Raw genomic sequence first — 14,357 nt, 5'->3', positions numbered from 1 at the left:
CATCTCGCCAGGCGATAATCTCGCTCAGCGAGAGATTCCGCCAGGGGGCGATATGGAAGACGACAGAAACCCGGACCGCCGGGAACCCGCGACCCGGGAACCCGACAACCTCCGACTGGTGCACCTCCTCCGCGCGGTGACCGTCGAGTTCGGCCTGCGCCAGGCCGACTTCGCCGCCCGCAACGGCATGCACCCCACCGACGTACGCGCCCTGATCTGCCTGCTCGACGCGGCCCGCGCGGACGAACCGGCCACCGCGGGCCTGCTTGGCACCCGGCTCGGCCTCAACTCCGCCGGCACCACCGCCGTGATCGACCGGCTCGAACGGCTCGGCCACGTGGCACGGATCCGCGACGACCACGACCGGCGCCGGATCCTGCTGCGCGTGGAGCCGGCGGCGATCCGTCTGGGCCGGGAGTTCTTCGGGCCGCTGATCGACGGGGTGCTCCAGGTGCTCGACTCCTTCGACCCCGCCGAACGGGAGACCGTACGCCGCTTCCTGACGGCCACCCACGCCGTCTTCGCATCGGAGCCGCGCCCATGACCACCCCCGGCCAGGAACCCGGCGGCGCCGACCTGCACCTGGAACTCCCCGCCGAGGGCGCCCGGCGGACCGCCCTCGCCCAGGCCCTGCGCAGCGCCGTGCGCAGCGGCCGACTCGCCGGCGGGACCCGGCTGCCGCCCTACCGGACACTGGCCGCCGACCTCGGGCTGGCCCGCAACGCCGTCGCCGACGCGTACGCGGAGCTGGTCGCCGAGGGCTGGTTCACGGCCCGGCAGGGTTCCGGCACCCAGGTCGCCGAGGGGGTCGCGACCCCCGACGCACCGGCCGCCCCGGCCGGGCCGGCGCCCGACCGGCCCCGCCACGACCTGCTCCAGGGCAAGCCCGACCCCGCGTCCTTCCCGCGCGCCGCCTGGGCCGCCAGCGCCCGCCGGGCCCTGGCCGAGGCACCCACCGAGGCCTTCGGGCCGGGCGATCCGCAGGGCCGGCCCGAACTGCGGCGGGGCCTGGCCGGCTACCTGTCCCGGGCGCGGGGCGTGCGCTGCGGCCCCGAGAACATCGTGATCTGCTCCGGCTTCGCCAACGGGCTGCGGCTCCTGTCGTCCGTCCGGCCCCGCGACTGGGCCGTCGAGGCGTACGGGCTCCCCTTCCACCAGGGCATACTCCAGGCCGCCGGGGTCCACCCGCACCCCGTCCCCGTCGACGAGGACGGCGCCCGGCTGGGGACACCTCCCGGCCGAAGGCCGGGGGAGGAACTTCCCTCCCGGGCCCGTACGTTATTGCTCACCCCGGCGCACCAGTTCCCGACGGGCGGCCGCCTGCTGCCCGCCCGTCGGGCTGCCGCAGTGGAATGGGCCCGCAGCACCGACGGCGTGATCGTGGAGGACGACTACGACGGGGAGTTCCGCTACGACCGCAAACCGGTCGGCGCACTGCAGGGCCTGGCCCCCGAACACGTGGTGTACGCCGGCTCGCTGAGCAAGAGCCTCTCCCCCGCGCTGCGCCTGGGCTGGCTGGTCCTCCCCGACCAGCTGCGCGACCAGGTGCTGGCCGCGAAGGGGCTGCGGGAGTCGTGGGCGAGCACGCTGGACCAGCTGGCACTGGCCGACTTCATCGAGTGCGGGGCGTACGACCGCCACGTGCGCCGGATGCGCCTGCGCTACCGGAACCGCCGCGACCAGCTGGCCGCCGTACTGGCGGCACGCGCCCCGGAGGTCCGGGTGACGGGCATCTCGGCCGGCCTGCACGCCGTACTGGAACTCTCCCCGGGCCAGGAATCCCCCGCCCTCGCGGCGGCTCACGCCGCGGGCCTGGCCCTGGACGGCCTGTCGTCCTACCAACACCCGGCCGACCCGACCCCACCCCGCGAGGGCCTGGTGGTCGGCTACGCGACACCCCCGGACTCGGCGTTCACCCGGGCACTCGGAATCCTGGCGGGGGTGGTGGGGTCGGTGAGCGGGTCGGGGTGAGGGGCGGGGTGAGGGGCGGGGGCGGGGGTAGTCGGGATCCACTCGGGCGGAATCAGGGATGTGTATGGGGGTTTCCCGTCAGTCCCATCGTCCCTCCGTGTCGGGCCGGTCCCTCAAGGGCGCTCCTCCTTCGTCGTCGCGTCGCTACGCGATGGCCTTCGGCCACCCTTGACCGACCGACCCGCCCCGGAGAAACGAAAGACTGCCGGGAAACCCCCAAAGGAACGGGCCGGGCGATCCAGGAGCAGGACGGGGCGATCAGAGATGCGCGAGGAGTCCCGGTGAGCACGGTCCAGAGACGGGGCCCATCACAGCCGCCCTGCCGTGTCGGGGGAGGCGCGTCCAATCGCTACGCGCTCCTGACGTCTCAGCGTCCGACGACCGTCTTGGGCTGGACATAGGCCGCCCCAGACCGCTACGCGCTTCTCCCTGACCGCGACCGACGGCCGTCAGGGGCCAAAAGCTCGCTATTCCGTCGTGGATACGGGTCAACGCGGGACCGACGCCACAAGGCGAGGTGCAGACAGGGGCAATTGGGGCAAACGGTCAGCCCTTCCGGTCACCCCCCTGCACTGACCCGCATCCACGACGAAATAGCCGCACTTTCACGCCTATCCACCCCAGCCGGCCGTCAGACGCCTCCCACCTGAAGCACCTACGGGAAATGGGCGGCCTATGTCCAGCCCAGGACGGTGTGGAGACGCCAAGAGATGGGGAGCGCGTAGCGATTGGACGCGCCTCCCCCGACCCGGGCGCCGGTCTGTGATGGGCCCCGTCTGTCGGTCGTGCTCGCCGGGATCGCCCTGGGCATCTCTGACCGCCCCGCCCCTGTCTTGATGTCCCGGCCCGTTCCTTTGGGGGCTTCCCGGCAGTCTTTCGTTTCTCCGGGGCGGGCCGGTCGGTCAAGGGTGGAGCGCAGCGACATCGCGAAGCGACGCGACGTAGGAGCGCCCTTGAGGGACCGGCCCGACACGGAGGGACGATGGGACTGACGGGAAACCCCCATACACATCCCTGATCCCGCCCGAGCAGCTCCCGCCCCACCGAAGCCCCCGCCCCACCTCTTCACCCCGCCCCCACCTCCCACCCCCTAGGGTGGCCGGAGCGACAAAGGCGACGTATCGGATAAAGAACCCAAGGACTCGAGGACCCGAGGACCCGTTGTGAACGAGGACGTGAACAAGGCGCAGCAGCCACCCGACCAGGCCGCCCAGGCGGCCCAGCCGGCCCTCCCCGGCGGGCCGGGCTCGCGACCCGGGCGGCGGGGGGCCGACTGGATGTTCGGCGGGGTGTACGGGACCGTTCTGGCCAGTGCGCTGTTGGCCGCGCTGCACCAGAAGGGGGAGCAGTTCACCCCGTACTACGACGCCAGCTGGGTGCTCGTGACGGCCGCGACCGCCGGGCTCGCGCACGGGTACTCGCACCACATGGCCTCCGACCGGCAGGACTCCGCCGGGCACCGGTGGCGGATGCTGGGCCTGGCGCTGTGGAACGAGTGGCCACTGATCGTGGCCGCCCTGCCCACCGTCCTGCTGCTGGTCGCCGCCGGGGTCTTCGACTGGGACGCCTATGCGGTGACCGCCGTCGGGCTGGGGGTGAACACCGCCCTGCTGTTCGGCTGGGGTGCGCTCGTCGCGCTCCGCGTGGGCTACCGGCTCGGCTCCGCCCTGGCGATCGGCACGGCGGACGCCACCATCGGGCTGGCCATCATCGTGGCGAACGCCCTGATCAAGTAGGGAGCTGCGCCTCCGCCTCGGCCAGGATCTCCGTCAGCCGGGCCCCGAACTCCGCGCCGCGCGGGTCCGGCACCCCCGTCCGGGCAGCGGTGAGCAGTGCGTCCAGGGCGCGCCCGTAGGCGCCCGGTACGTCGCTCCAGCCGGGCAGTTCGTGCACGCCCTCGGTGCCGCGCAGTTCGAGGCCCACCCCGGCGGCCGCGCGCGGCGCGCCCAGGCTGAGCACGGCGGTGCTGGCCGCACCGGAGGTGTGCCGCAGTGCCAGTTGGACCACGTCGGAGGGGCCGCGGGTGGCGCTGATCTCGGTGACCTCGCCGAGGACCGCGATCAGGACGGACAGGGCGTGCGGGCCGACGTCCCACAGTCCGCCCTTGGCCCTGCGCCAGGGCGAGTCGGCGTAGGCGCTGGGCGTTCCGTCGGGCGGGAAGACGGCGCCGAGCCAGTGGGCCGCGGCCGTGAACCAGCCGGTGCGTGCGGCCTGTTCCTCGACCCAGCCCGCGGTGGGTTCGGCGAAGCGCAGGGTGAGGAAGACGACGGAGGCGACCTGGTGGCGCGTGACCGCTTCGGCGACGGCGCGGGCGTCCTCCATGGTGGTGGCGACGGGCTTGTCGAGGAGCAGGTGGCATCCGGCGGCGGCGGCGCGGACGGCCATGGCGGCCTGGACGTCGGGCGGCAGGGCGAAGGCGACGGCGTCACACTCGGCGAACAGCTCGTCGGGGTCTTCGTACACCTTCACGCCGTACTCGTGCGCCAGCTCGGCCGCGGCCTCGGGCCGGCGGCCCCACACGCCGGCGAAGTCGGAGCCGGCGTGCGCGGCGAGGGCGGGGGCGTGGGTGCGGTGCGCCCAGGGGCCGGTGCCCAGCAGCCCGACCCGGGGGCGGCGGCCTGCGGGGGCCTGATCGGCGGCAGGTTCGGCGGCGCGCTCGACGGGGCCTTCGGCGGCGTTCAAATCAGACGAAATGCTCACGTGGCCAGTCTGCCCCACCCGGACGGGCGCGCCGCCATCAACCCGCACAACCCACCCGACCTGCGGTGCAAACCTCGGTAACACGGGGTTCACACCCGGGCAACGGAAGAGAAATCGCGGGCGGGCACGCTGCGGTCATCACCGCAGCGATGAGGCAGCGACCAGCAGCACCCGCAGAGTCTGAGGATGGGGCCCGTGAGCTACAAGGCTGAGTACATCTGGATCGACGGCACCGAGCCGACGGCGAAGCTTCGCTCCAAGACGAAGATCCTCGGGGACGGCGACGCGCTGCCGATCTGGGGCTTCGACGGATCGAGCACGAACCAGGCCGAGGGCCACGCGTCCGACCGCGTGCTCAACCCGGTCTTCTCCTGCCCGGACCCGATCCGCGGCGGCGACAACGTCCTCGTCCTGTGCGAGGTCCTGAACATCGACATGACCCCGCACGAGTCGAACACCCGCGCGCTGCTGCGTCCGGTCGCCGAGAAGTTCGCCGCGCAGGAGCCGATCTTCGGCATCGAGCAGGAGTACACCTTCTTCGACGGCACCCGTCCGCTCGGCTTCCCCGTGAACGGCTTCCCGGCCGCGCAGGGCGGCTACTACTGCGGTGTCGGTTCGGACGAGATCTTCGGCCGCGAGATCGTCGAGAAGCACCTGGACCACTGCCTCGCGGCGGGCCTTAGCATCTCCGGCATCAACGCCGAGGTCATGCCCGGCCAGTGGGAGTTCCAGGTCGGTCCCGTGGGTCCGCTGGAGGTCTCGGACCAGCTGTGGATCGCGCGCTGGCTGCTCTACCGCACCGCCGAGGACTTCAACGTCTCCGCGACGCTGAACCCGAAGCCGGTCAAGGGTGACTGGAACGGCGCGGGCGCGCACACCAACTTCTCCACGAAGGCGATGCGCGAGGACTACCGCGCGATCATCTCCGCGTGCGAGGCGCTGGGCGAGGGCAGCAAGCCGCTCGACCACGTGAAGAACTACGGCGCCGGCATCGACGAGCGTCTGACGGGTCTGCACGAGACCGCCCCCTGGAACGAGTTCAGCTACGGCGTCTCGGACCGCGGCGCGTCGGTCCGTATCCCGTGGCAGGTGGAGAAGGACGGCAAGGGCTACATCGAGGACCGCCGTCCGAACGCGAACGTGGACCCGTACGTGGTGACCCGCCTCATCACGGACACCTGCTGCGCCGGCCTGGAGAAGGACGGCCTGGTCTGACGACCACTGACAGCGCCCGCCACCCCAAGGGTGTGGCGGGCGCTTCCTTTTGTCCGGGATTGACAGGGGGGTGGGCTCGGTATGTGAGATTCCCATCCATGAGGTGAGACGAGACCTGCCTCGGGGACATGACATCTGCTTGAATGGGGCCATGGCCAGCCATTCGCACACCTCGTCAGGTCGCAGCGACCTCGAGCCTTTCTGGCCGTCCCGTCAGGATCACGATTACGACCGGGAGTGTTGCCGCGCGAAGAACGCGCCGGCCCTCTAAAGCCTCCGGGATCACCCACCTGACCTTCCCCGAGGCCTTCGGTCTGCGCGGTATCGACATCGACGACGTACGCACGTCTCCTGCCGACCACTCCGCGTGAAAGAGCTGACCACTCATGGCGAACACCCGCTCCCTCTCCTCCGCCGCCACCGCTGCGACCTCTGCCCTGACCTATCCGCCCAGTCCGCGCCACCGGCTCCGTTCCGTTGACCGGGACGAAGTGGCCCGGGTCGTGGACTTCCTGCCGCCGGGGGCCACTTGGCTGCCCGCGCCCCAGCACACCCTGCCGGCGCTGCCGGGCCAGCCGCCGATGATCGGCTACCTGGTGCTCGTACCGGCCGACCAGCAGCCTCCGATCGCCTTCGCCCCCCAGGCGGTGGCCGCCGCCGTGCAGCCGGCACCCGCCGCCCCCGCTCCGGCCGGACCGGGTGACGGCCTGGTCCGGATCGACCCGGCGCAGCGCACCGCCGAGGTCGACGGCCGGGTGCTCGACCTGACGTACCTGGAGTTCGAGCTGCTGGCCCATCTGGTGCAGCACCCGCACCGGGTGCACAGCCGGGACCAGCTGGTCACCACGGTCTGGGGCTACGGGCACGTCGGCGACGGCCGGACCGTGGACGTCCACATCGCCCGTCTGCGCCGCAAGCTGGGCGCCTCCCACCGCGCCGCGATCCAGACGGTGCGCCGGGTGGGCTACAAGTACGCCCCCTGAGCTGCCGGTCGGCCTGACGCCGGTGGGCCCGTACTCCCCTGGGGAGTACGGGCCCACCTCGTTCGTGACGGCCGTGCGGCGATGCGGCCGTAAGGCGCTGCGGCTACGCGGCCTTGGCCCGGCGGCCCGCGGCGAAGCCCAGCAGGACGTCGACCGCGAGGAAGACGACCAGGCTGATCCCGAGGAGCGGGACGAACCAGCCGATCACGGCAGTCACCGCGGCCAGCGGCAGCAGCAGGGTCACCGGGAGCTTGCGCCAGGCACCGCGCGGCTGGGCACGGCCGACGGACAGCTTGCGGTCCTTCGTCGGCCGGCGCAGCCACCACATGCGGTAGCCCCAGAAGACGAGGAACATCACGGCGACGGCGAGCGCGGCCAGCGCGATCTGGTTGGCGAGGCCGAAGGTGGTGCCCATGTGCAGGTCGATGCCGAAGCGGGTCATCTGGGCGAGGACCGGGTAGTCGGCGAAGCGCAGTTCGTCCATGACGCGGGCGTCCGCAGGGTCGACGGCGACCGAGTCCAGGTGCACCGGCACCAGCTTGTCCTGCTCCTTGATGACGTAGCCCTTGCCCTTGGCGGGCAGGGTCACGCGGAGCGCCTCGGTGACGCCCGCGGCCCGGGCGGCGTCCACGGCCTTGTCGATGCCGACGTCGGTGGTGGGCGCGGGCGGCGGGGCCATCTGCGTGCCGTCGGGCATGGTGTGCCCGGCGTGCTCGTCGGAGCCGGCGTCCGCCCCGGCGCTGAGCTGCGCGGAGACGGCGGGGGTGGCCCCGCCGAGGCTGTCCTGGAGCTGCCCGATGTTCTCGCCGGCGTACTTCGACCAGGTCAGGCCGGTGGCGGAGAGGACGACGAGTCCGGCGACGGCCCACAGGCCGACGGCTCCGTGCCAGGACAGGGTGCGGCGGCGGCCGGTGGCGTTGCGGTCCGGGAGGACCAGCTGCGACCTGTGCTTGCGGCGTCGGCCGAGCCACAGGGCGAGTCCGCCGAGCGCGACCACCCACATCCAGCTCGCGGCGAGCTCGCTGTAGTTCCGGCCGAACTCGCCGAGCTGGAGGCTGGAGTGGAACTCGCTCAGCCAGGCCCGCAGCGGCAGCGCGTCGCCGACGGTGGCGAGCTGCCCGCGCACCTCGGCCGTATACGGGTCGACGAAGACGGTGAGGGTCTCGCCCTCGGGGAGGCCCGGGCTCTCCATGATCACCCGGGTGGTGGCCTCGGTGTCGGGGGCGGGCCACACGGACACGACCTCGCCCTCGGGGGCGGCGCCCTTGGCCGCGTCGATCTGGGCGCTGAGCGGCAGGGCGCTCTCGCCGACGCGGGCGACGGTCAGCTCGTCGGAGTAGATGATCTTCTCGGCCTGCCAGGAGGCGGCGTAGAGCAGCCCGGTGGCGGCGGCGAGGAAGATCAGCGGGGCGACCAGCAGCCCCGCGTAGAAGTGCATGCGCAGGAGCAGCGGCCGTACGGCGGCCCAGCTGCCGCCGCTCTTCTTGGCCGTGGTGCCGACCGGTTCGGCGTCCGGGGTGCGGACGTCTTGAGCCTCGTCAAGAGACATGGGGATCCTAGGTGTTGGCGAAGACATGGGGAGCAGGCCCCAGGTCTCGCCGCTTCGCCAGGTCAGGCGTGGGCAGGCCGGCCGGGGGCCGTGGAACGCGGGAGCGGAGCGGGCCCGGGCGGCCCGCGGCGCACCACGGCGTGGGCGTGGACGGCTCCGCGCAGGCGGCGCGGCCGTTCGTACGGGGCGGGGAAGACGGGCGGGGCCGGCAGGGCGGCCACCCGTGCCCGGACGAGGGCGAGCGCGCGGGCCAGGGGCCGGGCCGCGTGCAGCGCGGCGGTGGTCAGGACGCGGGCCAGCCGGAAGACGGCGGCCTCGCCGCGCGCGAGCCAGGCGGCGCAGAGCAGCCCGGCGAGCACGTGGGCGGCGATCATCGCGGCGCCGCCGTGACCGGCCATGCCGGCCATGTCGCCCATGCCCGTGGCGTCTGCCATCCCTGCGGTGCCCGCCATGTGTGCCATGTCGGCCATGTCTGCCGTGCCCGGGGCTTCGGCGGCCATCGCGCCCGCGTCCGCGGCCGGCATGGGGTGGTGTCCGTGCATCGGAGCGGGAGCGGCGAACGGCTTCGCGGCGGCCGCGCTCCCCGAGAAGACCAGGTGGAGCACGCCCTGCACGGAGAGCACCGCGGCGGTGATGCCCACGGGGCCCCGCCGCCGCCCGGCGGCGAGCCATGCGAACCCGCAAGTCACCCCGAAAGCACCCAGAAGGCCGAAGAAGGGGACATCCGTTCCGGACATGGACGAATGTCCTATCGCGCCCAGGGCGACGCACATCGCCGCGAAGATTGCGGCTCGCGTGGCGCGCATCGGCGCGAATGATTCGAACATGGCCGGGACATGTTCGCACGGGGTGCCTCGGTTCCCGCCAGAGGCTTATCCGATCATGAGCAGATGAATCCAATTCCGTGGGGAGCGGTGTACGCCGGCGGGGTGCAGTTCGGGGCCTACGCCCTGGAGCGCACCGGGGCGGCCGAGCGGGATCGGCTGCTCCGGGACTGCTCGACGAATGTCGACAACCTCGCCGCCGGACACTGGGAGACGCTGCTGAGCAGCGCTCTCGTCGTCGAGGAGCCCATGCCCCTGCCGTACGCGCTCCTGCTGGTCGCGGTCCTCGGGTACGCCGAGTACGCGTACGGAGCCTGGTGGACGGCCGCGGTGTTCCTGTTCGGGCACGCCGCGGCGACCCTCCTCGTCTACGGCACCCTGCGCAGGACCGCCGATCCGCGGACCCGGCGCGCGGTGGACGTGGGGACGAGCTACGGGTTCAACGCCGTGCTCGGCTCGCTCACCTCGGCCCTGCCGCGCGGGGCGGTCCGTACGGCCGCGCGGGTGGGGCTGCTGGTGCTCGCGGCGGCGCCGGTGGTCCGGCGCGGGCGGACCTTCACGGACGCGGGGCACCTGGCCGCGCTCGGGGTGGGCATCGGGGTCTCGCTGGCCTTCGATTGCCTTTCCGGGGCGAAACATCAGAAAATTGCATGAACCACACCCAGCAGGAGCTGCCACGATGACCGCCACCCCGTCCACCACCGTCGCCAACCTCCGCGACCTCGGCGGCACCCCCCTCCCCGGCGGCCGCACCGTCCGCCCCGGCCTGGTCCTGCGCTCCGGCCAGCTCGACCGGCTCGACCTCGGCGCCGACCCGGTGGTGGCGGGGCTGGGCCTGCGTACCGTCATCGACTTCCGCACCGCCGCCGAGCGCGCCGACCACCCCGACCGGATACCCGTCGGGGCCCGGGTCCTGGTCGGCGACGTCCTCGCCGACAAGATGGGCTCCGCCCAGGTGCCCGCCGCGCAGCTGAAGGACCTGCTGTCCGACCCGGCCGTGGCCGAGGAGCACCTGGGCGGCGGGCGGGTCCAGGCGCTGTTCGCCGACACCTACCGGTCCTTCGTGAACTCCGGCTCCGCGCAGGCCGCGTACCGGATGCTGCTCACCGAGGCCGCCGACGCCGGCTCGGGCCCGCTGCTGTTCCACTGCACGGCCGGCAAGGACCGGACCGGCTGGGGCGCGACGGTCATCCTGGCGCTGCTGGGCGCGGATGACGAGACGCTGATGGCCGAATACCTGGCCGTCAATCCGGCGGTCAAGCAGGCCTTCGCCCCGATGATCGAGGGCTTCACGGCGGCCGGCGGCGACCCGGACATCGCGCTCGCGCTGATCGGTGTCTTCCCCTCCTACCTGCGGGCGGCGCTGGACGAGGTCGAGACGCGGTACGGCTCCATGGAGAAGTACGTGCGTGAGGGGCTCGGTGTCGCCGACGGGACGGTCGAGGCGCTGCGCGCCCGTCTGGTGGCCTGACCCCGCGCCCTGCCCCCGCGCCTGCCCTCCGGCCCCGGGCCTGGGGCCGGGACCGGTGACCATCCGACGATTCGCTCGTTCTGCTGAACGTGACTGCGCCGGATACCGCCACCCGCCCCATGCCTCCCGTGTCTCCCGTGCCGCCGGACGTCGAGCAGGCCGAGGCCGCCATCGTCGAGCACTACCCCCGGCTGGTGCGGCTCGCCTACCTGGTGCTGCCGCCCGCCCTCGGCCGCAACCGGCGGGTGCTCACCGCCCACTCGCTGGTCCAGCGGGCGCTGCCGCGCGGGCGGCGGGACTCGGCGGCGGCCGCGGCCGCCGTACGGGGCGGGGTGCCGGGCCAGCGGGGCGGGGCGGAGGACTCCGGGTACGCGTACGTCCGGCTGCGGGTGCTGCGCGCCGCCCTGGAGGCGGGGATCCCGCTGGCCTTCCGGGCGCTGCCGCGGCGCGCGCAGCTGCCGCCGGTGCTCCCCCAGGTGTGGGGGCTGCGGCTGTTCCCCCGCTCGGGCGGGGCCGAGGAGCTCGCCCTCGACCAGTGGCTGGCCACCCTCGACGGCCCGGGCCGGGCCGCCTGCGTGCTGCGGGCGCTGGAACGGCTGTCCGAGCCGGAGGTGCTCCGGGTGCTCGACGAGGCCGGGGTCCCGGATCCGGCCGCCGCGGCCCGGGAGTCCGGGGATCCGGCGAACGACGCCCTGTTCGCCTCCCCCGAGTTCGACCCGTGTGTGCTCCAGGCCCGGCCCACCGACCTGCTGCGGCGGCGCCGTCTCGGGCGGGCCGCTCTGGCCGCCGGGGCCGCCCTCGCCGTGTGCGGGGCGCTGCTCGCGCTGCCCGGCGGGGGCTGGGGCTCGGACGGGGCCGCCGCACCGCTGTACGCGCGCAACGCCGTGGCCGAGCAGGCCCTGGATCCGGCGAAGCTGGTCCGGGCTGCACCCGCCCTCTGGCGTACGTCGTCGCGTACGGACTTCTCCACCTGGCCGGCCCGCGGCGACCGGGCCGGCGATACGGAGCTGCTGCGCCGGGCGCTGGCCGTGTGGGCCCGGCCCGGCCCCTCGGTGGTCACCTCGGCCACTCCGGGCACGCCGGCCGGGCCGCCGATGGGGCCGGCGCAGCTGCTGTTCGCGGGCGCCGTGGACCAGGCCGTCGTGGTCCTGATGTACGACGGTCTGCGCGTGGTCCGCTACGCCGAACCGCGGACCGGGACCGCGGGCGCCGCCCTCGACTTCGCCCGGACCGACGGCGCCTCGGCGGAGACCGCCACCGCGCTGGTGCTCAGCCGGGTCGACGGCAACGTCCGCTATCTCGTGGCGCCGTGGGTCACCGGTACGGCCCTGCGGGACCTGCTCAAGCCCGCCGCACCCGTGGTGGCGCTGAAGCCGTCCCCGGACGGGGTGACCCCGCCGGTGGCGGGCCCGGCCCCGGCGGGCAGCTGTACGAGCTGGAACGGGCTGGCACTGACGGGCGACGGCGCCACCCGGCTGATCACCGACCTCGGTGAACTGACCCCGGCCCGGCTGACGTCGGGGGCGCCGGGTGCCGAGCGTGATGTGACGGAGGCGGCGGAGCTCGGGGACTGGTCGCGGATCGCCTGTCTGCTGCCGGCGGTCCGCTCGCACGGGGTCCGTACGGTCAACGCGTGGACGTACGCGAAGCAGCCGCTGCCGGAGGGCGACGGGACGGCGGCCTGGCTCTGCACGCGGGCCGAGACCTGGCAGGGGGCGGCCGACCGGGTGCAGGCGCAGTTCCTGGCCCCGGGTGCCCCGATGGCGGCGCAGGCGGCCCGCTCGGAGGGGTCGGCGGCCTGCGGGCTGCGGGAGCCGCGGGTGCTGGCGGGCGTGCTGTGGAAGTCGCGGGCGGGCCAGTGGTACGTGCTGGCGGCGGGCAGTGCGCAGTTCGCCTCGTTGTCGGTGTCGGGCGGCGGGGTGAGCGGGTCGGCGAACGGCAACCGGCTGGCGGTGAAGGCGCCGGCGGGTGCGCAGGTGGATCTGTCGGGCAAGCTGACGGACGGGACGAAGGCGGGCGTGCTGCGGTAGGGGAGTGGGTGAAGCTTCAACCGTCAGGAACTGTGGGGTAGTTGGCGGGATCCGGACATGACGGTCGCCATGGGTACATGGCATGATCGGATTCCGGTTACCACGCGGTAACCCCAACACCCCTCCCCCACCTGAAGGTCACCCCACGTGCGCACGCTCACCCGACGCCTCCTCATACCCGGCCTGACCGCCCTCGCCCTCACCGCCACCGGCTGCGGCTCGACCCCTCACACCAGCGCCGCCGGACCGGCTGCCCCCGCCTCCGTCGCTCCCTCGTCCGACGGCACGTCGCAGCAGCTCGACGTGGCCGCGGCCCCACAGGGGACGCCCACGCCGGCGGCCGTGGCCCGGGCCGACGGGAAGGGCAGGACCGAGAAGTCCACGCTGAAGGTCGCCTCCTACGACCAGGCCAGCGGCCGGGCCGTCATCGCCAAGTCCGCACCGGAAGGCGGGCGTTCGCCCTCGCCCGGCAAGTCGTCCGGCACGGGAAAGGCCCCTGAGAGCGGCAAGTCCCCCGAGGCGGGCAAGTCCCCCGAGGCCGACAAGCCCGTGACGGTGGGCGACGTCATCGCCAGCGCACCGGCCCCCGGCGCCCCCGCGGGCCTGCTCGCCAAGGTCACCGAGGTCGTCGGCAAGACCGACAAGGGCACCGAGGTCAAGACCGCTCCCACCACGCTGGCCGCCGTCCTGGGTGACGACAAGGCCGACGGCAAGGTCCCCGTCGACCCGGCGGCGGTCACCGTCGAGCCCCTGACGAAGGGCGTCACCTTCTCCTGGGCCAAGGGCCCGGGCCTGACCTTCGGTCCCGAGGGCGCGAAGCTGCCGCTCGGCAACCTGCGGCTCGACGTCAACGCCTCCGTCGACACCGCCCCCGACGCCCCCGCCTCGGCCGGCGCCTCGGTCTCCGGTTTCGTCCAGCTCGCCCCGCAGGTCGAGTTCGCGTACGACGGCAGCACCGGCGGCGCACCCGGTCCGCGCGGCGCCTTCCTCGGCATGAGCGGTGACTGGTCCTCGCAGTGGAAGCTCCAGGGCCGCGCCGCCGCGAGCACCGGAGCGCCCAAGCGGATCCCGTTCGCCAAGCTGCACAGCTCGCCCGTCATCCAGGTCGGCCCGGTGCCGGTCGTCGTCAACCTCGACCTGACCTGCTACATCCAGGTGGAGGCCGACGGCCGCGTGACCCTGGACGTCCAGCAGGACGTCAAGGGCGACTTCAAGGTCGGCGGCAGCTACGCCACGGGCAAGGGCTGGACCCCGGTGAGCGCCTCGAACGTCAAGAGCACGCCGGTCAAGGCGAGCGTCACCGCCGCCGGACGGGTCAAGGGCGCGATCGGCGCCGAGGCCTCGGTCGGCCTGTACGGCGCCGTCGGCGTCACCGCGGACTTCGCCCCGTACCTGCGCGGCGAGGGAGACATCAAGGCGGCCGCGTCCAGCGACGGCAAGACCTCCCTGGACGGCGCCTGGGCGCTGTACGGCGGCTTCGACCTGAGCGGAAACCTCCAGCTCCAGCTGTCGCTGTTCGGCACGCCCGTCTTCGAGCGCCGTATCCCGCTGGGCACCCTGAACCGCGAGTGGGCGCTCTCGACCGGTCACGTCGGGCGATAGTCCGCGCGAACC

12 protein-coding genes are annotated in these 14,357 nt (G+C 73.5%); 9 read left to right on the top strand and 3 right to left on the bottom strand.

Going from position 1 to position 14,357, the window contains the following annotated elements; all coding sequences use genetic code 11:
• Window positions 1-52: 52 nt before the first annotated feature.
• The 3 genes from ACZ573_RS11640 to ACZ573_RS11630 all read left to right on the top strand — a co-directional run bounded on the left by ACZ573_RS11640 (window position 53) and on the right by ACZ573_RS11630 (window position 3,707).
• Complete coding sequence (locus tag ACZ573_RS11640) at window positions 53-544, top strand: MarR family winged helix-turn-helix transcriptional regulator (protein ID WP_471302318.1); 492 nt, start codon at window positions 53-55, stop codon at window positions 542-544.
• Window positions 541-1,971: a MocR-like pyridoxine biosynthesis transcription factor PdxR gene (gene pdxR, locus ACZ573_RS11635; protein WP_471302315.1), complete on the top strand. Its 1,431-nt coding sequence runs from the start codon at window positions 541-543 to the stop codon at window positions 1,969-1,971. Before ACZ573_RS11640 ends, pdxR begins: the two co-directional genes overlap by 4 nt.
• Before the next feature lie 1,163 nt (window positions 1,972-3,134).
• Entirely contained in the window at window positions 3,135-3,707 is a 573-nt protein-coding gene (locus tag ACZ573_RS11630) for a hypothetical protein (RefSeq protein ID WP_471302312.1), read from the top strand.
• Here the strand turns inward: ACZ573_RS11630 and ACZ573_RS11625 are convergent.
• Window positions 3,700-4,569 (bottom strand): Gfo/Idh/MocA family protein, encoded by an 870-nt coding sequence (locus tag ACZ573_RS11625; RefSeq protein WP_471302665.1) that lies wholly within the window; start codon window positions 4,567-4,569, stop codon window positions 3,700-3,702. The two genes, ACZ573_RS11630 and ACZ573_RS11625, sit on opposite strands and share 8 nt — an antisense overlap.
• A gap of 297 nt (window positions 4,570-4,866) precedes the next feature.
• Between ACZ573_RS11625 and glnII the strand changes: the two genes are divergently transcribed.
• Together glnII and ACZ573_RS11615 are read left to right on the top strand one after the other, a co-directional pair.
• Window positions 4,867-5,886, top strand: coding sequence for a glutamine synthetase (gene glnII / locus ACZ573_RS11620; RefSeq protein ID WP_301371593.1), 1,020 nt, complete (start codon window positions 4,867-4,869; stop codon window positions 5,884-5,886).
• A 386-nt stretch (window positions 5,887-6,272) separates the two neighbouring features.
• On the top strand, window positions 6,273-6,869 hold the full coding sequence (locus tag ACZ573_RS11615) for a winged helix-turn-helix domain-containing protein (protein WP_471302309.1): 597 nt from the start codon (window positions 6,273-6,275) through the stop codon (window positions 6,867-6,869).
• Window positions 6,870-6,972: 103 nt separating this feature from the next.
• On the opposite strand, the gene ACZ573_RS11610 is transcribed toward ACZ573_RS11615, so the two are convergent.
• On the bottom strand, window positions 6,973-8,418 hold the full coding sequence (locus ACZ573_RS11610) for a PepSY-associated TM helix domain-containing protein (RefSeq protein WP_471302306.1): 1,446 nt from the start codon (window positions 8,416-8,418) through the stop codon (window positions 6,973-6,975).
• Between the two features lie 62 nt (window positions 8,419-8,480).
• Window positions 8,481-9,155, bottom strand: a complete 675-nt coding sequence (locus tag ACZ573_RS11605) for a hypothetical protein (RefSeq protein ID WP_471302303.1) — start codon at window positions 9,153-9,155, stop codon at window positions 8,481-8,483.
• Window positions 9,156-9,308: 153 nt separating this feature from the next.
• Between ACZ573_RS11605 and ACZ573_RS11600 the strand changes: the two genes are divergently transcribed.
• From ACZ573_RS11600 to ACZ573_RS11585, 4 genes are all read left to right on the top strand, one after another.
• On the top strand, window positions 9,309-9,896 hold the full coding sequence (locus tag ACZ573_RS11600) for a rhomboid-like protein (RefSeq protein ID WP_471302300.1): 588 nt from the start codon (window positions 9,309-9,311) through the stop codon (window positions 9,894-9,896).
• A 25-nt stretch (window positions 9,897-9,921) separates the two neighbouring features.
• Window positions 9,922-10,713, top strand: coding sequence for a tyrosine-protein phosphatase (locus tag ACZ573_RS11595; protein WP_471302298.1), 792 nt, complete (start codon window positions 9,922-9,924; stop codon window positions 10,711-10,713).
• Between the two features lie 119 nt (window positions 10,714-10,832).
• A complete protein-coding gene (locus tag ACZ573_RS11590; RefSeq protein WP_471302295.1) occupies window positions 10,833-12,743 on the top strand; it encodes a hypothetical protein in 1,911 nt (636 codons plus the stop codon).
• Between the two features lie 147 nt (window positions 12,744-12,890).
• Entirely contained in the window at window positions 12,891-14,345 is a 1,455-nt protein-coding gene (locus tag ACZ573_RS11585; RefSeq protein ID WP_471302292.1) for a hypothetical protein, read from the top strand.
• Window positions 14,346-14,357: the final 12 nt, after the last annotated feature.

The organism is Streptomyces sp. NPDC040545 (assembly GCF_055595065.1).
The sequence above is the reverse complement of the archived record's forward strand: the minus strand, read 5'-3'. Positions and strand labels throughout refer to the sequence as shown.